Genomic DNA, 20,090 nt, shown 5'->3' on the forward strand with positions numbered 1-20,090 from the left:
CAACTACACGCCATTTACACGCCGATCAAGGATAGACCATGAGCCTTCCAACGCTGGCCGAACTGCCGGCCATTCTCTTGCCTTACGCCAGCCGGGCCGAGCAGTCATTTCGTGACGCAGTGGCCGCGCTGGATGACGATCATGGCCTTTCTGGCTGGACGCCGCAACGGTGGGCCGAGTTCGCGCGGGTGTGCGCCGCCAGTGATTTTGTCATTGAACAGAGTGTGCGTGACCCTTTGATGTTGCTTGAGCTGGCGGCTTGGGGCGAGCTGGACCGGGGGTTTGCGCCGGGTGAGCTGTGCGGGCAGATTGCCGGTGCCGTGCAACAGGCCGAAACAGAAGACGAACTCGGCCGTGTGCTGCGGCGCCAGCGTACGCGTCAGCAAGTGCGCATCATCTGGCGCGACCTGACCCGCCAGGCGGATTTGGTGCAAACCTGCCGCGACCTCTCCGACATGGCCGACGCCTGCATCGACCAGGCCTACCAATGGCTGTACCAGCGCCATTGCGTGCAATTCGGCACGCCAACCGGGCGGCGCAGCGGCGAGGCGCAGCACATGGTCATCCTCGGCATGGGCAAGCTCGGAGCGGTGGAGCTGAACCTGTCGTCGGATATCGACCTGATCTTCGCCTACCCAGAAGGCGGCGAGACGGTGGGGGTCAAGCGCTCCCTGGATAACCAGGAGTTTTTCATTCGCCTTGGTCAAAAATTGATCAAGGCCCTCGACCCGATGACGGTTGACGGTTTCGTGTTCCGCGTCGACATGCGCCTGCGTCCCTACGGTTCGGCCGGCGCGCTGGTACTGAGCTTCAACGCGCTGGAGCAGTACTACCAGGACCAGGGCCGTGACTGGGAGCGTTATGCCATGATCAAGGCCCGCGTCGTCGCCGGTGACCAACTGGCCGGCGCGCAGTTGCTCGACATGCTGCGCCCGTTCGTCTATCGCCGTTACCTGGACTTCTCGGCCATCGAAGCGCTGCGCACCATGAAGCAACTGATCCAGCAGGAAGTAAGGCGCAAAGGCATGGCCGAGAATATCAAGCTGGGTTCGGGCGGTATTCGTGAGGTGGAATTTATCGCCCAGGCGTTCCAGCTGATCCACGGTGGCCGCGATCTCAGCCTGCAGCAACGTCCGCTATTGAATGTGCTGGGCACCCTGGAGGGCCAGGGTTACTTGCCGGCCGCCGTGATCAGTGAGTTGCGCAATGGCTACGAGTTTTTGCGCTACACCGAACACGCGATCCAGGCGATTGCCGACCGCCAGACCCAGATGCTCCCCGACAGCCCGGAAGATCAGGCGCGTATTGCCTTCATGCTCGGTTTTGCCGACTGGGCCGCGTTCCACGAACGCCTGATGTATTGGCGTGGGCGGGTGGATTGGCACTTCCGCCAAGTGATTGCCGACCCTGATGAAGAAGAGGGCGCAGAAAGCGAACTGGTCGTCGGCGGGGAATGGTTGCCGCTGTGGGAAGAATCCCAGGATGACGACGCCGCCTGCCGCCAGTTGAGCGAAGGCGGCTTCAGCGATGCGCCCAAGGCCCTCAAGGCCCTGGCTGGCTTGCGCGGCAGTCCGCAGCTGCGCGCCATGCAGCGCCTCGGTCGCGAGCGGCTGGATGCGTTTATTCCGCGCTTGCTGGCCCAGGCTGTCGAGCACGCCAACCCGGACCTGGTATTGGAGCGCGTATTGCCGCTGGTCGAGGCTGTCGCCCGTCGTTCGGCTTACCTGGTGCTGCTCACTGAAAACCCCGACGCCCTGCGCCGTCTGCTGACGCTGTGCGCCGCGAGCCCGTGGATCGCCGAGCAGATCACCCGTTTCCCGCTGTTGCTCGATGAACTGCTCAACGAAGGGCGCCTGTTCAAGCCGCCGTTGGCGCCGGAGCTGGCCGCCGAGTTGCGCGAGCGCCTTACGCGTATTCCCGAAGACGACCTCGAGCAGCAGATGGAAGCCTTGCGCCATTTCAAGCTGGCGCACCGTCTGCGGGTGGCCGCGTCGGAAATCGCCGGCAGCCTGCCATTGATGAAAGTCAGCGACTACCTCACCTGGCTGGCCGAAGCCATTCTCGAGCAAGTGCTGGCCCTGGCCTGGCGCCAGACCGTTGCCCGTCATGGCTCGCCGCAACGGCTGGACGGCAGCCTGTGCGATCCTGGGTTTATCATTGTCGGTTATGGGAAAGTCGGCGGTATCGAATTGGGGCATGGTTCGGACCTGGACCTGGTGTTTATCCATGATGGCGACCCGCAGGCCGAGACTGACGGCGCCAAGCCGATCGACGGTGCGCAGTTCTTCACGCGCCTGGGCCAGCGCATCATTCACCTGCTGACCACCCAGACCAACTCCGGCCAGCTGTATGAGGTGGACATGCGCCTGCGACCTTCAGGTGCATCCGGGTTGCTGGTGAGTTCACTGGGCGCGTTCGACCGCTATCAACATAATGAAGCCTGGACCTGGGAACATCAGGCGCTGATTCGCGCGCGGGTATTGGTCGGCAGCCAGGATGTGGGCCAGGCATTCGAGCAGGTCCGTGCCAAGGTATTGGGGCGTGAACGGGACTTGGCGAAGCTGCGCCAGGAGGTCAGCGAGATGCGCGCCAAGATGCGTGACAACCTGGGGACCAGGAGCACAGCGGCCGGTATGGGCGCCAATGCCTTCGAAGCCACGGCGCTGTTCGACCTCAAGCAGGACGCCGGAGGTATCGTCGATATTGAATTTATGGTGCAATACGCCGCTTTGGCGTGGTCTGCGCAACATCCATCGTTGCTGCGCTACACCGACAATATCCGCATTCTGGAAGGCCTGGAGCAGGTCGGGCTGATGCCCGCCGCCGATGCCCATTTGTTGCGGGAGGTGTATAAGGCGTACCGCTCCGCCGCGCACCGCCAAGCCTTGCAGAACGAGGCGGGCACGGTGGCCGGGGACCAATTTGCAGACGAGCGGCGCCAGGTGATGCGAATCTGGCAGGCGCTCGGTTTGAGCTGAAACACTATTAGGGCGGGGAGGCATAAGCCTCCCCGCATCGTTTGTGGAAACTACATGAATATTCTGATCGTTGGGCCCAGTTGGGTCGGTGACATGGTGATGGCACAGACACTGTTCCAGTGCCTGCGGCAGCGCTATCCGGACTGCCAGATCGACGTGCTCGCCCCTGAGTGGAGCCGGCCGATCCTCGAGCGCATGCCTCAGGTGCGCAAGGCCTTGAGCTTTCCGCTCGGCCATGGCGCGCTGGAATTGGCGACCCGCCGGCGCATCGGCAAAGCCATGGCCGGCCAGTACGACCAGGCGATCCTGTTGCCCAACTCGCTGAAGTCGGCGCTGGTGCCGTTTTTTGCCGGTATTCCCAAACGTACCGGCTGGCGCGGCGAGTTTCGCTATGTGCTGCTTAACGATGTACGCACCCTGGACAAAGCGCGCTACCCGTTGATGATCGAGCGTTTCATGGCCCTGGCCTACGAACCCGGCGCCGAGCTGCCCACGCCGTATCCGCGCCCCAGCTTGCAGATCGACCCGCTGACCCGCGATGCGGCGCTGGCCAAGTTCGGCCTGGCGCTGGACCGCCCGGTATTGGCCTTGTGCCCGGGCGCCGAGTTCGGCGAGTCCAAGCGCTGGCCGTCGGAGCACTACGCCAAGGTCGCCGAGACCAAGATCCGCGAAGGCTGGCAGGTGTGGCTGTTTGGCTCCAAAAACGATCACTCGGTGGGTGAAGATATTCGCCAGCGCCTGATTCCAGGCCTGCGCGAAGAGGCGGTGAACCTCAGTGGCGAGACGTCCCTGGCCGAAGCCATCGACTTGCTGTCGTGCGCCGACGCGGTGGTGTCCAACGACTCCGGCCTGATGCACGTCGCCGCTGCGCTGAATCGTCCGTTGGTGGCGGTGTACGGCTCGACGTCCCCTGGGTTCACTCCGCCCTTGGCCGACCAGGTCGAAGTGGTACGCCTGGGCCTGGATTGCAGCCCCTGTTTTGAGCGCACCTGCCGTTTCGGCCACTACAACTGCCTGCGCCAATTGCTGCCGCAGCCGGTAACCGATGCCTTGCAGCGGTTGCAGGGCGACGTGGTCGAGGTTCACTGAGTTGCGGGTACTGGTAATCAAGACCTCATCCCTGGGCGACGTGATCCACGCCTTGCCGGCACTCACCGACGCGGCGCGGGCGATCCCCGGCATCCGTTTCGATTGGGTGGTGGAAGAAGGCTTTGCCGAAATTCCGACCTGGCACCCGGCGGTGGACAAGGTGATCCCGGTGGCGATTCGTCGCTGGCGCAAGAACCTCTGGCAAACCATCAAGAGCGGCGAATGGCGGCGTTTCAAACAGGCCGTGCAGTCGACCAAGTATGACCTGGTGATCGATGCCCAGGGCCTGCTGAAAAGTGCCTGGCTGACCCGCTACGTGCGGGCGCCGGTCGCCGGCTTCGATAAAACCTCGGCCCGTGAGCCCCTGGCGGCGCGTTTTTATTCCCGACGCCTGGCCGTGGCCCGTGGGCAACATGCGGTGGAGCGGTTGCGCCAACTGTTTGCCGTGGCGCTGGGTTATGACCTGCCCAAGGGCCTGGGTGACTATGGGCTGAGCGTCGAGAAACTGCTTGGCCTGCCGCCGAAGAAACCCTTCGTGCTGCTGCTGCACGGCACCACCTGGGATACCAAGCACTGGCCCGAAGCCTACTGGCGCGAACTGGCCGAACGCATGGCCCGCCTGGGCGTGGACGTGAAGTTGCCGTGGGGCAACGCCGCCGAAAAAGCCCGCGCCGAGCGCCTGGCCCAGGGCTTGCCCAACGCCGAAGTGCTGCCAAAACTGAACCTGGCGGGCGTAGCCCGTGTATTGGCCAGTGCCCGCGCCTGTGTGGCGGTGGACACCGGCCTCGGCCACTTGGCGGCGGCGCTGGATGTGCCGACCATTTCGCTGTTCGGGCCGACCAACCCGGGCCTCACCGGCGCCTACGGCAAAGGCCAGGTCCACTTGGCCAGCGACTGGCCGTGTGCGCCGTGCCTGCAAAAGCACTGCACCTACCAACCCACCGCCGATGACCTGCGGCGGTTCGACATCACGCGCGAGTCGCCCCTGTGCTTCACGCGCCTGAATCCTGAGCGCGTAGCAAGCCGACTGAGCGCGTTGTTACTGGCTGAGGAGCAGCACTGATGCAACTGGCTTTCGTACTGTACAAATACTTTCCCTTCGGTGGCCTGCAGCGTGACTTCATGCGCATCGCCCTGGAGTGCCAGCAGCGCGGCCATCAGATTCGTGTCTATACGCTGATCTGGGAAGGCGATATCCCGCCCGGCTTCGAAGTGCTGGTGGCGCCGGTCAAGGCGCTGGTCAACCATCGCCGCAACGAAAGGCTCTACGCCTGGATCCAGGCCGACCTGGCCAGGCGCCCGGTGGACCGCGTGGTGGGCTTCAACAAGATGCCGGGGCTCGACCTGTACTTCGCCGCCGACGGCGTGTTCGAAGACAAGGCCCAGACACTGCGCAACCCGATGTACCGCTGGTTCGGGCGTTACAAGCACTTTGCCGAATACGAGCGTGCGGTGTTCGACAAGAACGCCAAGACCCAGATCATGGTGCTGTCCGAGCATCAACAACAACTGTTCAGCCAGTATTACGGCACCCAGCCCGAGCGGTTCCACCTGCTGCCGCCGGGCATCGCCCGTGACCGGCGCGCGCCGCCGAACGCCGCTGACATCCGCGCTGAATTTCGCCGTGAGTTCGGCCTGGCCGAGGATGATTTGCTGCTGGTGCAGATCGGTTCGGGTTTCAAGACCAAGGGCGTCGACCGCAGCCTCAAGGCCGTCGCCGCATTGCCGTCCAAACTGAAGAAACGCACCCGCCTGTTTGTAATCGGCCAGGACGACCCCAAAGTCTTCCAATTGCAGAGCGCCGCGCTGGGCCTGGGCGACCAGGTGCAGTTCTTCAAAGGCCGCAACGATATCCCGCGCTTCCTGCTCGGGGCGGACCTGTTGATTCACCCTGCCTACAACGAGGCGGCCGGCATGGTGCTGGTCGAAGCGGTGGTCGCCGGCCTCCCGGTCCTGGTGAGCCGGGTCTGCGGCTACGCGTTCTACATCGACAAGGCCCAGAGCGGCCGGGTGTTGGACGAGCCGTTCGAACAGGCCCAGCTCAACCAGTACCTGGTGGATATGCTCAAAGATCCACGCGCGCGCGCGACCTGGAGTCGCAATGGTCTGGCCTTCGCCGAGACGGCCGACCTGTTTAGCATGCCGCAGTACGCTGCGGACCTGATTCTGGCGGAGCCAAACCGATGAAGTTGATTCTTGCCGAACCCTTCAACACCCTCTGGGCCGGACGCGATGCGTTCGCCGAGGTAGAGAAGCTGCAAGGCCAGGTGTTCCGCGAGCTGGCCGCTCGCCGTACGCTGCGTACGGTGGTGCAGGGCCAACCCTATTTCGTGAAGATCCACCGTGGTATCGGCTGGGGCGAAATCCTCAAGAATCTGGTCACCGCCAAATTGCCGGTGCTGGGCGCAGGCCAGGAGTGGCTGGCGATCCAGCGCTTGCAGGAACTTGGCGTGCCGACCATGACGGCGGTGGCCTTTGGCGAAAAAGGCAGCAACCCGGCCGACCAGCATTCGTTCATCATCACGCAAGAGCTGACGCCGATCATCAGCCTGGAAGACCTGACCCTCGATTGGGTCAAGCATCCGCCCGTGCCGGCGATCAAGCACGCCTTGACCGTCGAGTTGGCGAACACCGTCGGGGCGATGCACCGGGGCGGCGTCAATCATCGCGATTGCTACCTGTGCCACTTCCTGCTGCACACTGACCGGCCCATTGCGGTCGACACCCTCAAGCTGTCGGTGATCGACCTGCACCGCGCCCAGGTGCGTGCGACGATCCCCGTGCGCTGGCGCAACAAAGACCTGGCCGGGCTGTATTACTCTGCCCTGGAAATCGGCCTGACCCAGCGCGACAAGCTGCGCTTTCTCAAGCATTACTTTCAGCAGCCGCTGCGCCAGATCTTCGCCGAGCAAACCGCGCTGTTGCGCGAACTGGAACGCATGGCCGCCAAGCTCTATGCGCGCAAGCAGCGCTACGGGGATGCGCTCTGATGGCGGGTTGGAATCTGGAACCTGCCTACGCCGCCCTCGCGGACGACTTCGGAAGCCTGGAAGCGGTGTTTGCCCTGCAAGGCGAGCGCCTGACCCGCGACCCACTGTCGGAAGTAATTCGGGTGGAGCGCGGCGGGGTCAATTATTACGTCAAGCGCTATGTCGGGGCTGGCAAAGGCCTGCGCCGCTACCTGGGCAAGCCGCGGGTCAAGTCCGAGTGGCAGAACCTCAAGCGCTTTGCCAAGTGGGGCATTCCCACCGCCGAGGTCATCGCCTGGGGCCTGCAACGTAGCGGATTGGCCTACGACCGTGGCGCGATGATCACCCGTGAGCTGCCCAAGACTGAAGACCTGTCGGCGTTGGCTGAGCGCAACGATCCGCGCCTCAAAGACCCCACGTGGGTTGATGCGATCAGCCGCCAGCTCGCCGAATACACGCGCACCATGCACGATCACCGCTTTACTCATAACGACTTGAAGTGGCGCAACCTGCTGGTCGACGACCAGCGCACCTTGTACCTGATCGACTGCCCCAACGGCGATTTCTGGCGCGGTTTCTGGCTCAAGTACCGCATTACCAAAGACCTGGCCTGCCTGGACAAGGTCGCCAAGTATCATCTGTCGGCCACCCAGCGCCTGCGTTTCTACATGCAATACCGCCAACGCACGCACCTGAAGACGTCGGACAAACAACGAATTCGCCATGTGGTGAAGTTTTTCGAGGGACGTGAATGAGTGACTTCCTGGCGGCCGAAGACCGCGCTCTGCTTGAGCGCAACGGCCTGGCTAGCTTCGACGCGCTGTGGGCCCGGCAACTGGACGCGGTGGACGAGCCGAACACCAGCGGCGACGGCTGGAGCAGCGTGTATCGCCTGGAGCTTGAAGGTCAGGGTTACTACCTCAAGCGCCAGAGCAACTACCTGACGCGCACCTTGCACCGGCCGTTTGGCGAACCGAGTTTTGCCCGCGAGTTTCGCAATATCAGCCTGTACCGAAAGCTGGGTATCCCGGCCTTGCAGGCAGCCTTTTTCGGCGAGCGCAAGGTTGCGGGCGAGCGCCGTGCGATGCTGCTCACCCGTGCCCTGGACGGCTGGAACGACCTTGACTCGTTGCTGGAGCAATGGACGCAACTGAGCGACGCCCAGCAGCACGCGATCCTCCTGGCCTGCGGCAAGCTTGCGCGGCATTTGCACAGCGTGGGCCAGGTGCACGGCTGCTTTTACCCCAAGCATATTTTCCTGCAGGGCCGTGGCGACAGTTATGCCGCGCAACTAATCGACCTGGAAAAAACCCGCCCGCTGCTGTTCGGCTGGCGTGACCGGGTCAAGGACCTGGAACCGCTGCTGCGCCGTGCACCGCAGTGGACCGACGCCCAGGTGCGACAGCTGTTGGCGGCTTACCTTGAGCAGCCCGAAGACAGCGCATCGGTGTCTACCTGGCACCAGCGCCTGACGGCGCGCCGCAGCCACAAGGAGAACCGCTGATGCGTTTGTCCGAGCTGAAAAATGCCGGTCGTACACCCCGCCTGCCGCTGACCCTCGATCTGGCGGATGCGGCAGGTCCGGGGCAACTGCAGCTGCTCAGCCTGTTGCGGGTTTTGCCGGGGCAGCGCTACGTCGGCGCCGCCGTGTGGCGCGGTCGCCCGGTGCTGGCCAAGTTGTTGGTGGGCAGCAAGGCGGCGCGGCATTTCCAACGTGAACTCAGTGGTGTGCGGTTGTTGGCCGAGCAAGGCTTGACCACACCGCTGCTGCTCGCCGACGGTTTGCAGGAAGGTGAGGGGGGCTGGCTGCTGTTCGAGTTTCTCGAAGGCGCCCACAGCCTGGGAGACGCCTGGCTCGCTGTCGAAGGCTTGCCGCCCTTGGCCGACGAACAAACCGCTGTGCTCGCCGAAGCGCTCGGCGCGATTGCGCAGATGCATGCCAAAGGGCTGTGGCAGGAAGACCTGCACCTGGACAACCTGCTGCGCCAGGACGGCAAACTGTATTTGATCGATGGTGCCGGAATCCGTGTCGAAGAGGCGGGCAAGCCGCTGTCGCGCAATCGGGTGCTGGAAAACCTCGGGGTGTTCTTTGCCCAGTTGCCGAAAAACCTCGAGCCGTTTACCGAAGAATTGCTGGTGTACTACCTGCTGGCAAACGGCGAACATGCCTTGCCCCTGGAAGCGCTCGAAAAGCAGGTGCGCAAAGTCAGCGCCTGGCGCTTGAGGGACTATCTGAACAAGGTCGGTCGCGACTGCACGCTGTTCAGCGTGGTGCGTGGCGCCTTCGGCCTGCGCGCGATTCGGCGTGAAGAAGAGGCCGCCATGCTGCCCGTGCTGGAGCAGGCCGATGCGCTGCTCGACCGGGGCCATCTGTACAAGACCGGTGGCGCGGCAAGCGTGGCCAAGGTCGAAGTGGCCGGCCGGCCCCTGGTGATCAAACGCTACAACATCAAGGGTTTCGCCCACTGGCTCAAACGCTTCTGGCGCCCCAGCCGTGCCTGGCATTCCTGGCGCGAAGGCAATCGCCTGGCATTCCTTGGCATCGCCACGCCCAAGCCGCTGGCGGTGTTGGAGAAGCGCTTTTTCTGGTTGCGCAGCCGTGCGTATCTGGTCACTGAATACCTGCCTGGCCCCGACATTATTGAGCGTTTTGCGCCCTATGTTGAAAACGGCGATGCGCCAGAAGATGAGCTGCTGGCGCTGGACCGGTTGTTCGCCGAGTTGATCCGCGAGCGCATCAGCCATGGAGACTTCAAAGGCCACAACCTGTTCTGGAGCGAAGGCCGCTGGGCGATGATCGACCTTGACGCCATGTGCCAGCACCACTCCGCTGCCAGCTTCGCTGGGGCGTATGCCAAGGATCGTGCGCGGTTCATGCGTAATTGGCCGCAGGGCAGTGCGTTGTATCAGGTGATTGATCAGCGTTTGCCCAGGATCTCTCTGTCTGATTCTGTAACGTAAGCAAAGGTCTGGCTGGACAGACCTTTCGATATTATCCCGGCGAACAAAAACGAAAACCTGGGATTAACAACTCCATGGCAAATGAACCGCCAGCTTCCCCGCAGTTTTTACTTTTTGAAAATGAAAGCGAGACTGAGCGAGCCGCAAAAAGTGTGATGGCCAGCTCGCCGACTGGGCAGTTCAGCGATTTCATCGTTTACGTGGATGAAAGCGGCGATCATGGGATGCAAACGCTTGACGTTAACTACCCTATGTTTGTATTGGCTTTTTGCGTGTTTCATAAGCGGCACTATTGCGAAAAGGTCATCCCCGCGCTTCAGAAATTCAAATTCAACCATATGGGGCATGACCTTGTGGGTTTGCATGAATTGGAGATCCGCAAAGAGAAAGGCGCGTTCTCGAACATGTTTATGTCACGCCAGCATAAACACGACTTTCTTGAAGAATTGACCAGTATTATCCAAGTGAGCAATTTCGTATTGATCAGTTGTGTGATTGATAAAATTGCACTTCGTGAACAGCAGGGGCCGATACACAACCCGTATCATCTGGCGTTGGGGTTCTGTCTTGAAACGCTTTACGAATTCCTTCAAGAGAAAAATCAACAGCATGCGTTAACTCATGTGATTTTCGAGCGTCGAGGCCGCAGGGAGGATAATGAGCTTGAGTTGGAGTTTCGCCGAATGTGTGACGGTGCGAATCGTTCAGGTGTTCGTATGCCATTTGACATTGTATTCGCTACAAAACAGGTTAATTCCACAGGGTTGCAACTTGCGGATCTCGTTGCGAGACCCATCGGCATGAGCGTCTTGCGCCCCGGCCAGGAGAATCGAGCCTTTGATGTGCTTACGCGAAAGTTCTACTGCAGTGGAGGGCGTGGCAAGGTCGGAGAAGGGTTCGAAAATTGGGGGCTGAAGATTTTTCCTGTCGCTGAAAGCGAAAAGCCCCGGTGAAACTCACCGAGGCTATAGCGCCGACCAGGATCCCCCAGTCCATTTGAAGCAAATTCTATGCGCGCGATTTTTAGGTGTCAACGCAGCTATTGAGCCAGCTTGCGGCCAGGCGGCGCCAGATGATGGAGCTGCAGTCAGAACTGATACTCCGCCCCCGCCCCCGCATACCACGACCGCCCCGGCGCCGCTTCGTAGTAGCGACCATTGCCGTCCCCCACGATCACCGAGCCCACGTACTGACGATCCAGCAAGTTATCCAGGCGCAAGGTCTGGTGAAAGGTCCAGTGCTCCGCCTTCTGCTCGAACCGCGCGCGCCAGTTGAATACGCTGTAGCCCGGTGCGGCGTGTTGGCGGTTGGTGTCTTCGACGTAGACTTTGCTGCGGTACATGCCTTCGAGGGCGGTACTGACCCAGTCGCGCGGTTTCCAATTCAGTTCGGCGAACAGCGTGGTTTGCGGCACGCCGGGCAGGTAGTTGCCTTTGTCGATGGTATTCGCGCCGCTGGCAAAGGCGCTGTCGTAGGTCGCCTGCAGGCGTGTATAGGCGAGGCTGGTACTCCACTGCTCGCTGAGCTGGCTTTCCACGCCCAGTTCGAAACCGCGACGCGAGGTTCGGCCAGCGTTCTGGTAGCTGGTGCGGCCACCGATGGATTGCTGCACGACCAGTTCGTCTTCAGTGGTGATCTGGAACACGGCGGCGTTGACGTGGGTGTTGGCCAGTTGAGCCTTCAGGCCTATTTCGTATTGCGTGCTGTCAGACGGCTTCAAGCCAAAGTTGAAGCCTTCGACATTGCCTGGTGCATAGGCCAGCTCGGCCTGGGTGGGGGTTTCGAAGCCTTTGCCTGCGCTGATGTAACCGTGCAGGTCGGGCGTGAACGCGTACATCACGCTCATCGACGGGGTGTTCTTCTGGTAGGTCTTGTTGCCGCTGGCGTCGCCATTGCTCAGGAATTGATCGTCGACGTCCAGCTGCATGGTGCTATGGCGGATGCCGGCTTGCAGGGTCCAGCGGTCGAGGGCCCAGTTGGCCTGGATATAGGGGTCGAGACTGCGGGCGGTGTCGATTTCATCACGGCGTAACTCGCCTTTCACGCCCAGGGTGTTGCCGCTGTAGTTCTGATAACCGTGGCGGCTGTCTTCGCTCTGGTCGAAGTCCAGGCCGGTGATGATCATCAGCTCGCCCGGCGCGCGTTCGATGGGCTGCATCCAGCGCACGCTGCCACCGTAGAACTTGCGGTCGAATTGCACGACGCCACCGCCACGCTCGTTCGCGGGCGTGCCCTTGGGGATCGACAGGTACTGAATCACGCTACGCCGCCCGGTGTAAGCGTTGACCTGCAAGGTAGCCTCGCCAAAGTACCGTTCGTAATTCATGCCCAATTGCTGATGATCGATACTTTTACGTGTGTTGTAGGTCAGCGCATTGGCGCTCACCGAACGTGGATCAGCCTTGTACGCCGCCCAGGTCTGGCCCAGCGGATCCTGCGTGCCATTCTGTTCCAGGCTGCTGTAGATCAACGCCAGCTTACTGTCGTCATCCGGCTCGACGTTGAGCTTGGCGAACGTCTGGTCGCGACGCGCGCTGCTGTGGTCGCGATAGCCGTTGGTGTCCATGCGCGAGGCGTCGAGCACGAAGCCGGCGCCGTTGGCCGCACCTTCGGCGGTGAGGTGGTTTTTGTTCAGCCCGTCGCTGCCGACCAGGGTTTCGGCACCGATGCGCGGCGGGCCCTCGCCGTCGCGGGAGAACATCTGGATCAACCCGCCGGCGTTGCTGCCATACAGCGTCGCGGCGGGGCCGCGCAGGACTTCGATGCGTTCGGCGGTATCGAGGTTGAAGGTCGCTGCCTGGCCCTGGCCGTCCGGGGTGCTGGCGGGAATCCCGTCGGCCAGCAGCTTGATGCCGCGCACGCCGAAGGCTGAACGGGCGCCAAAGCCACGGGAGGAGATTTGCAGGTCCTGCGCGTAGTTCTGGCGGTTCTGCACCACCAGGCCGGGCACACGGGACAAGGCTTCGGAGGCGTTGATGCCGAGTTGGCCGTCGCTGATCTGTTCGCGGCTGATGCCGTCGACCGAGTAGGGCAGGTCAAAGGTGGGGCTGGCGCTGCGCGAACCGGTGACCACGCTGGGGTCGAGGATCAGCGGCGCATCGTCAGCCTGGGCGGTATTCACCAAGCCCAGGAGCAGGGCCAGGCAAGCGGGGGTAGATGAGTTCATGAACAGGTCAGGTCCGTGGCGCCACCCGACTCAGGTGCGCGGGTGCAAATATCGCAAGTTTAACGATTCAGCCTGGGAATTGCCGAGTTCCTTGCCGTTGGGCCGAATGAGAGGTTTCCTACGCCAGGCAGCGGCTATGGAAACCTGAGTCGGCGGCTCTAGGGTGCTAGATTTTCGGTCCTCTCAATAAGAAAGAAGAAGCAAATATGTGGACGCTTATCGTGCGGTTATCGGTGCTGCTGGGAATATCTTTGCTGCTGGGCGGCTGCGGTACCGCGACCACTGTGCTGCGAGGTGATGACGTCACTGTTCGGGAGCTCAGGGGCAAGAAAACCTATTGCCAGTCTGTTTCACGCATCTACAGCGGCGTGGCGTATGACCTGTGTGTCCTGCACGGGCCCCCCAATTCCGCAGGCGGACTCTCGCTGAACGGTATTCCGTGGGCCATTCTCGATGTGCCCCTCTCCGGAGTGCTGGATACGCTCGTCCTGCCCTATACCCTCTACCGGCAAAACGCCGACGGTAACCTTGAGCTTCGCTAGCCCTTGGCGCTAACAGCTTCCTAGTGCTTTTAAGCTATAATCCCGCCCTTTAGCTGTTTCCCGCCCGTGCGGGAGGCACACTTTTTTCAGGCGCGACCCGCCTGCATGCAGACTAAAAGAGGCTAGACCCCAGTGGCATTGACGATTCTTGGCCTGTCCGGCGCCCTTAGCCATGATCCTTCCGCGGCCCTGTATATCGACGGCAAGCTGATCGCGGCCGCCGAAGAAGAGCGCTTCGTACGCGACAAACATGCAAAGAACCGCATGCCCTACGAGTCGGCGAAGTTCTGCCTGGAGCAAGCGGGCATCAAGCCTTCCGACGTTGACGTGGTGGCTATTCCGTTCGCTCCGATCAGCTTGTTCGGCGAAGCGCGCTGGCACTATGCCAAGCGTTACTGGTACGCCCCGGACCGCGCGCTCGACGCGATCCTGATGGGCAACCGCCGCTACAAGCGCTATCGCAACAAAATCGTCTGGTGCCTGGAGCAACTGGGCTTTGATCCGAAGAAAATCAAGATCGAACCGGTTGAACACCACCTGGCCCACGCCTCCAGTGCCTACCACTGCTCCGGCTTCCAGGAAAAAACCGCGATCCTGGGCATCGACGGCAAAGGTGAATACGCCACCACGTTCTTTGGTTACGGCGAAAACGGCAAGATCCACAAGATCAAGGAATTCTACGATCCGGACTCCCTGGGCGGCCTTTACGGCGCGATCACCGAGTTCCTCGGTTTCGAGATGCTCGACGGTGAGTTCAAGGTCATGGGCATGGCGCCTTATGGCGATGCCAGCAAATACGATTTCTCGCGCCTGGCCTCCTTTGAAAATGGCGAGTTGGTGATCAACACCGATTACGCCAACGTCATCGGCCTGCGTCGCTATAAAGAGAAGGGCAAGGGGTTCTACTTCTCGCCAAAACTGATCGAGTGGCTGGGGCCCAAGCGCGAAGGCGATATTGCCGACGAGCCGTACATCCACTACGCGGCCAGCATGCAGGCACTGTTCGAGAAACTGGCCTTGCAGATGATCGACCATTACCTGGGCGACATCCTCAAGGACACCGGCAAGCTGGCCTTTGCCGGCGGCTGTGCGCTGAACGTGAAGCTGAACCAGAAAATCATTGCCCGCGATGACGTCAAAGAGCTGTTTGTGCAGCCGGCGTCCGGCGATGCCGGCACTGCCGTGGGTGCGGCCGCCTATGTCTCCCACGCCCGTGGTGTGCCGGTGGAGAAGATGGAGCACGTCTATCTCGGCCCGTCCTATAGCAACGAAGACGTCATCGCGGCGTGCGCCAAGCACGCGAGCAAGCCGAACTGGCGCAAGATCGAAAACATGCCCAAGCGTATCGCCAAAATCATGGTCGATGGCAACCCGGTGGCCTGGTTCCAGGGCCGCATGGAGTTCGGCCCGCGTGCCTTGGGCGGTCGTTCGATCATCGGTTGCCCCAGCGCCACCGGCGTGGCCGATCGTATCAACCACCAGATCAAGTTCCGCGAGCGCTGGAGGCCTTTCTGCCCGTCGATGCTCGACACCGTGGCCCCGCAGATGATCAAGGTCGATCACCCGGCGCCGTTCATGACCTTCACCTTTGAAGTCTCGGAAGAATGGAAAACCCGCGTGCCGGAGGTGGTGCATGAAGACGGCACCTCCCGTGCCCAGGTGCTCAAGCGCGAATACAACCCGCGCTACTACGACATGATGAAGGAGCTGGAAGTCCTGACCGGCAATGGCGTGTCCCTGAACACTTCGCTCAACCGCCGGGGTGAAGCGATGATCTGCTCGCCGACCGACGCGCTGAACATGTTCTTCGGCTCCGACCTGCAGTACCTGATCATGGAAGACATCCTGGTGGTCAAGGACGGCGTGGACCCCTATGACGCCGTGGTTTAAATGCTGAACCGCTTGCGGGGCTGGCGTGAACGTGGCTGGACGCCTGTCGAGGCCGAGGTTTACGCCCAGGCCTGGCAGCGTTACGGCGGCAGTGTGGCGACCCATCCGCAGGTCATCGAACGCTTGGCCGGCCTGGCCCAGCTTCCGGTGCGCTACCTGGGTTGGGAGCAGGACGGCGAACTCAAGGGGGCGATTGCCACCTGGGGGCGCGACCTGGCCCTGTCCAAGGACGTACTCAAGCGCACGGGCAGGAAGGGCCTGTTTGACCTGGGCAATGCCGAGATCATCCTGCCGATTGCCGCCGATGCGCAGGCGCCGCTGCGCCACCGTGGGCGTTACCTGTCAGCGCTGAACGAAGGACGCATCAGCACCCTCAAGCCCCAGGCCGAACAATTGGCCATGGCGCGCACCCCTGAAGAACTCTCGAAAAAGTTTCGCTACAACCAGCGGCGTGAGTTGCGTTTGCTGGAAGAAGCGGGTGGCGTGGTGCGGGCGGTCAACGAGTTTTCCAGCGTGGAACTGGCGGCGATTTATTGCGACCTGTTCCAGCGCCGCTGGGGTTTCCCGGCGGCCGGCGCGGCGCGCTTGGCCGAGGTGCTGGAGCTGCTCAAGGAGTTTCTGTTCGGTTCGGTGCTGTTTCTCAACGACGCCGCAATCGCTGTGCAGTTGGTGTATCAGGTGCAGTCCCGCGAATGGTTCAGCGCCGAATACGTCAACGGCGGTGTCGACCCTGAAACTCGCGCGTTCAGCCCCGGCAGCGTATTGAGTTTCCTTAATACCCAAAGTGCCTGGGAGCAGGCGCGGGCGGCCGACAAGTCGCTGCGCTTTTCCTTCGGGCGTGCCGACCGCGAATACAAGGAGCGCTGGTGCAACCCGGTGCCGGTGTTCAGCGTATGAGCCGCAAACAGCAGTTGCTCAAGCGCCATCGGCGCAACAAGCGCATTGCGCTGTTAATCGGCTTGCTGGTGCTGATCGCGACCGGCGTGCTGGTGGCCTGGTGGCTGCTGCCGATCCTCGCGGTGCTGCTGTGGGCGGCCCATGAAGCCTGGTTTGCCGACCACCTGTTCTACTCGCCAAAAGACCCTTATGCGTACGCCTTCCCGGCCGGCAGCGAACAGCCCGGTTTGCGTCTGGAGGCAGGACGGCTATTGCTGGACGCGTCGTTGGCGGCCGATGAAACCCTGATCGTCGGGGTTGAGTTGAAAAGCTCATGGCTAGGGCGCTTCCTCGACCCGGCGTTGGACGTGCTGGGCCTGGAAACACCGGACCGGCAAGTCTTCGAACGGGGTGTCGCCGGGCGGCGTTATCTCAACCTGACCGGCGCCACTGAAGCACTTGCGGCGGGCAATATCGTCTTGCGCGGACGTTTTTGCCGGATCGAGGGCCAGCCGACGCTATGGCGTTTTCGCCAACCCGACTATCGCCAGCAACGCGTAATGGTGATCGCCCCCCACGCCGACGATGCCGAGCTGGCCGCGTTCAGCCTTTACAGCCAGGCGACACAAAGCTGGATCGTGACCCTGACCGCCGGCGAAATCGAAGCCGAGCATTACCAGCACATGGGTTTGCCCACGGCTGAGGCGGCACGGCTCAAAGGCCGCCTGCGCGCCTGGGACAGCGTCGCCGTGCCGCGTTGGGCCGGTGTGCCCGAGGCGCAGTGTGTGCAACTGGGTTATTTCTGCATGCAATTGCAGGCCATGCAGGCCGCGCCGGATCAGCCTCAGGCCTCGCGCGAAGCCGACTTGGCCGATACGCGACTGTTCCGTCAATTCAATAGCTTTGCTTTGCCCGGGGATGTGGACGGCGCGCCGACCTGGCACAACCTGATCGCCGACCTGCGCGCACTGCTGCTCAAGGCGCAGCCTCAGGTGATCGTGTTACCCACGCCGTTGCTCGACCCGCACGCCGACCATATCTGCGCCCATGCGGCGGTGCTTGAAGCGTTGCAGGGCCTGGCGTGGCAGCCCGACACATTGCTCGGCTACGCCAATCACCTGCATGATAACGACCGCTGGCCGATGGGCGATTCCGGGGCCGGGGTGGCGCTGCCGCCGCATTTCGATGCCGCCGTAGCGCTGGTCCCGTGCAGTTTTAACCTGACCTTGCGCCAGCAGCAGGACAAGGCCATGGCGCTGGGCATGATGCATGACCTGCAGCCGCGAGCGCCGTTCAAGCGTCGCGTGCGCAAGTGGTTGCAGCAGGTGCTGGCGGGCCGTAGTCCATCGCCTTATGGCGAGAACGAATTCTTTCGCAAGGCCGTGCGTCGTCACGAGCTGTTGTGGGTCCTTAAGCAGGACTGAGACCCTATCGAAGGCAGGCCGGCATGGGCCTGTCGCTGTTTTTTACCGGGCCGTGCGCCCGTAGCCAGATCGCTGCATGGAGAGTTATGAAGCCGCGTTTCAAGGTTTTGCAGTTACAGCCGGACTACAACGTCAAGACCCATGATTTCGCCGACCTGGGTGAGCAGATCGTCAAATCCCTGCCGGTTGAGCGTTTCGAGGTGACCTCCGGTTTTCTCAGTGGGCGTCCGCAGCCAGGCCAGCCCTTGAGCGTGGCCGAGCACTCCCACTATTTCGAGTTGCCGGAGAAGTCCCTCAAGGGCATCCGCTTTGGCGCCATGTGGCAGATCTACAAGTATTGCCGCGAGCAGAAATTCGACGTGGTCATCTGTAACCGCTTCAAATCGGTGAACATGATGCTGTCGCTCAACCGTTGGCTGAAGATCCCGTTGTGCATCGGCATCTCCCACGGTTTCGGCGAGTATGCCCGTAGCTATCGCCGGCGCCAGACCCGGCGTTGGGTCAGCCCGGCCTGGCGGTTCGTCGGTGTGTCGGAGGCGGTGAAGGACTACCTGGTGGACCTCAACTGCGGGTTCACCCGTGAGAACACGACCTATGTGACCAACGCGATCGATATTCCCCAGGCAGAGGCTTTGCAGCTGTCCCGCGAGGATGCCCGCCAAGCCCTGGGGCTGCCGATGGACGCACGCATGATCGGCGCCCTCGGCCGCCTGGTGCCGATCAAGGGCCACACCCATTTGCTGCAAGCCTTTGCCACCCTCAAGGACAAATACCCTGAAGCGCAGGTGGGCATCATTGGTTCCGGGCGTGCCGAAGCCGATCTGCGCGCCGACATCGAGCGCCTGGGCCTGACGGGCCGTGCGCATTTGCTGGGCTTTCGCGAAGACGGCATGAAGTACGTGCGCGGTTTCGACATCTGGACCATGCCATCGCTGTTCGAAGGCCTGGGCCTTGCGCTGCTGGAAGGCATGAGCGGCCACTTGCCGGTGATCGCTTCCAACGGCCCTGCGATGCTGCCCCTGGTGCAGGGCGCGGGCGGCTTGTCCCATGACCCAGGCAATGTCGAGCAACTGGCCGCGGCCCTGGACACTTATCTGGCACTGAGCGATGAACAGCTGCGCGCCAAGGGGGAAGAGGTGTTCCGCTATCTGGAAGCCAACCACACCCTCGACGAGTTCAAGCACAAGTACCTGACCCTGATTGAAACCGGTTTGCGTGAAGTAGGTAGAGCATGAATCAGCAGCAACCCCTGGTCTCGGTGATCATTGCTTCCTATAACCATGCCCGGTACATCGAGCAGAGCATCCTCAGCGTGTTGGGGCAGACCTACCCCAATATCGAGTTGCTGGTGGTGGACGATGGTTCCAAGGATGACAGCGTCGAGCGCATCCGGCGCCTGCAGGCCGAGCATGGCTTTGATTTCCAGGTGCAACAGAACCAGGGCCTCAGCGCCACCCTCAACGGCGCGATCGCTCGCGCCAAGGGCAGCCTGATCGCACCGTTCGGTTCGGATGACATCATGTTGCCGGACCGCATCGCGACCCAGGTGGCGTATATGGAAGGCAAGCCGAAGGTGGGCATGTGCGCCGGCAACATCGAGCTGATCGATGGCGATGGCAACCTGCACCCGGAGAAGAAGCAACGTCGCGATGTGCCGTTTCGCAGTCTCGATTTCGACGACATGTTCATGGACCGCAAGCCGTTCCCACCGGCGCCCACCATGCTGATTCGTCGGGACGTGCTCGAGGAGGTCGGCGGTTTCGACCCGCAGATTCCCCTCGAGGACCTGCTGATCCAATTGAAGATCACGGCGGCGGGCTACACCATCGACGCCCTTGACGTGGTGATGGCGCAGTATCGGCAGCACGGCAGCAACACCTACAAGAACCACCGCTACATGATCCAGAACATTCTCAAGACGTACGCCAAGTTCAGCGACCACCCGGCCTATGACGCGGTGCGCTACAACTTCCTGAACTCGATGTTCTTAAAGACCGCCCAGCGCGACCGGCCGTTGGCGCGCGAGATTCTCAAGCAGATTCCACTGAAGTTCTGGGGCCGCAAAACCTTGCGCGGGTTGGTGCGGCTCTACCTGGCACCGCTCAAAAGCTGAGGCGCTCCCCCTGTAGAGCAAGCTTGCTCGCGAAAAACCCGAGGACACTGCAGGCAGTCTGAATGCCCGCGTTATCGTTGAC

Annotated in this window: 16 protein-coding genes; 15 read left to right on the top strand and 1 reads right to left on the bottom strand. The window is 61.9% G+C overall.

Features of this window, described 5'->3' with window-relative positions:
* Positions 1 to 38 precede the first annotated feature (38 nt).
* From glnE to C4J84_RS02500, 9 genes are all read left to right on the top strand, one after another.
* Entirely contained in the window at positions 39 to 2,978 is a 2,940-nt protein-coding gene (glnE, locus tag C4J84_RS02460; RefSeq protein ID WP_124369350.1) for a bifunctional [glutamate--ammonia ligase]-adenylyl-L-tyrosine phosphorylase/[glutamate--ammonia-ligase] adenylyltransferase, read from the top strand.
* Between the two features lie 54 nt (positions 2,979 to 3,032).
* The gene (waaF, locus tag C4J84_RS02465) at positions 3,033 to 4,067 is read left to right on the top strand and encodes a lipopolysaccharide heptosyltransferase II (RefSeq protein WP_124369351.1); all 1,035 of its coding nucleotides are present in this window, start codon (positions 3,033 to 3,035) and stop codon (positions 4,065 to 4,067) included.
* A gap of 1 nt (position 4,068) precedes the next feature.
* On the top strand, positions 4,069 to 5,130 hold the full coding sequence (gene waaC / locus C4J84_RS02470; protein WP_124365581.1) for a lipopolysaccharide heptosyltransferase I: 1,062 nt from the start codon (positions 4,069 to 4,071) through the stop codon (positions 5,128 to 5,130).
* Complete coding sequence (locus C4J84_RS02475) at positions 5,130 to 6,254, top strand: glycosyltransferase family 4 protein (protein WP_124369352.1); 1,125 nt, start codon at positions 5,130 to 5,132, stop codon at positions 6,252 to 6,254. The genes waaC and C4J84_RS02475 overlap by 1 nt, the downstream gene beginning before the upstream one ends.
* On the top strand, positions 6,251 to 7,057 hold the full coding sequence (gene rfaP, locus C4J84_RS02480; protein ID WP_124369353.1) for a lipopolysaccharide core heptose(I) kinase RfaP: 807 nt from the start codon (positions 6,251 to 6,253) through the stop codon (positions 7,055 to 7,057). Before C4J84_RS02475 ends, rfaP begins: the two co-directional genes overlap by 4 nt.
* Positions 7,057 to 7,791: a lipopolysaccharide kinase InaA family protein gene (locus C4J84_RS02485; RefSeq protein ID WP_124360973.1), complete on the top strand. Its 735-nt coding sequence runs from the start codon at positions 7,057 to 7,059 to the stop codon at positions 7,789 to 7,791. Before rfaP ends, C4J84_RS02485 begins: the two co-directional genes overlap by 1 nt.
* The gene (locus C4J84_RS02490; RefSeq protein ID WP_124369354.1) at positions 7,788 to 8,540 is read left to right on the top strand and encodes a lipopolysaccharide kinase InaA family protein; all 753 of its coding nucleotides are present in this window, start codon (positions 7,788 to 7,790) and stop codon (positions 8,538 to 8,540) included. The genes C4J84_RS02485 and C4J84_RS02490 overlap by 4 nt, the downstream gene beginning before the upstream one ends.
* A complete protein-coding gene (locus C4J84_RS02495; protein ID WP_124369355.1) occupies positions 8,540 to 9,997 on the top strand; it encodes a lipopolysaccharide kinase InaA family protein in 1,458 nt (485 codons plus the stop codon). The genes C4J84_RS02490 and C4J84_RS02495 overlap by 1 nt, the downstream gene beginning before the upstream one ends.
* Positions 9,998 to 10,071: 74 nt before the next feature.
* Positions 10,072 to 10,950: a DUF3800 domain-containing protein gene (locus C4J84_RS02500; RefSeq protein WP_124369356.1), complete on the top strand. Its 879-nt coding sequence runs from the start codon at positions 10,072 to 10,074 to the stop codon at positions 10,948 to 10,950.
* Positions 10,951 to 11,084: 134 nt separating this feature from the next.
* On the opposite strand, the gene C4J84_RS02505 is transcribed toward C4J84_RS02500, so the two are convergent.
* Positions 11,085 to 13,163 carry a TonB-dependent receptor gene (locus tag C4J84_RS02505; RefSeq protein ID WP_124434868.1) on the bottom strand — a complete coding sequence of 693 codons (2,079 nt, stop codon included), beginning with the start codon at positions 13,161 to 13,163 and terminating at the stop codon, positions 11,085 to 11,087.
* Positions 13,164 to 13,369: 206 nt separating this feature from the next.
* On the opposite strand from C4J84_RS02505, the gene C4J84_RS02510 reads away from it, so the two are divergent.
* From C4J84_RS02510 to C4J84_RS02535, 6 genes are all read left to right on the top strand, one after another.
* Positions 13,370 to 13,705 carry a YceK/YidQ family lipoprotein gene (locus C4J84_RS02510; protein ID WP_124360977.1) on the top strand — a complete coding sequence of 112 codons (336 nt, stop codon included), beginning with the start codon at positions 13,370 to 13,372 and terminating at the stop codon, positions 13,703 to 13,705.
* Positions 13,706 to 13,837: 132 nt separating this feature from the next.
* Positions 13,838 to 15,595 carry a carbamoyltransferase gene (locus C4J84_RS02515; protein WP_124365589.1) on the top strand — a complete coding sequence of 586 codons (1,758 nt, stop codon included), beginning with the start codon at positions 13,838 to 13,840 and terminating at the stop codon, positions 15,593 to 15,595.
* Positions 15,596 to 16,492: a GNAT family N-acetyltransferase gene (locus tag C4J84_RS02520; RefSeq protein ID WP_124369358.1), complete on the top strand. Its 897-nt coding sequence runs from the start codon at positions 15,596 to 15,598 to the stop codon at positions 16,490 to 16,492. It begins immediately after the preceding gene.
* Positions 16,489 to 17,895 carry a PIG-L family deacetylase gene (locus C4J84_RS02525; RefSeq protein ID WP_124434869.1) on the top strand — a complete coding sequence of 469 codons (1,407 nt, stop codon included), beginning with the start codon at positions 16,489 to 16,491 and terminating at the stop codon, positions 17,893 to 17,895. The genes C4J84_RS02520 and C4J84_RS02525 overlap by 4 nt, the downstream gene beginning before the upstream one ends.
* An 86-nt stretch (positions 17,896 to 17,981) precedes the next feature.
* Positions 17,982 to 19,130, top strand: coding sequence for a glycosyltransferase family 4 protein (locus tag C4J84_RS02530; RefSeq protein ID WP_124369360.1), 1,149 nt, complete (start codon positions 17,982 to 17,984; stop codon positions 19,128 to 19,130).
* Positions 19,127 to 20,008: a glycosyltransferase gene (locus C4J84_RS02535; RefSeq protein WP_124360982.1), complete on the top strand. Its 882-nt coding sequence runs from the start codon at positions 19,127 to 19,129 to the stop codon at positions 20,006 to 20,008. Before C4J84_RS02530 ends, C4J84_RS02535 begins: the two co-directional genes overlap by 4 nt.
* The last annotated feature ends 82 nt before the right edge of the window (positions 20,009 to 20,090 follow it).

The organism is Pseudomonas sp. R11-23-07 (assembly GCF_003852295.1).
Lineage (GTDB): Bacteria > Pseudomonadota > Gammaproteobacteria > Pseudomonadales > Pseudomonadaceae > Aquipseudomonas.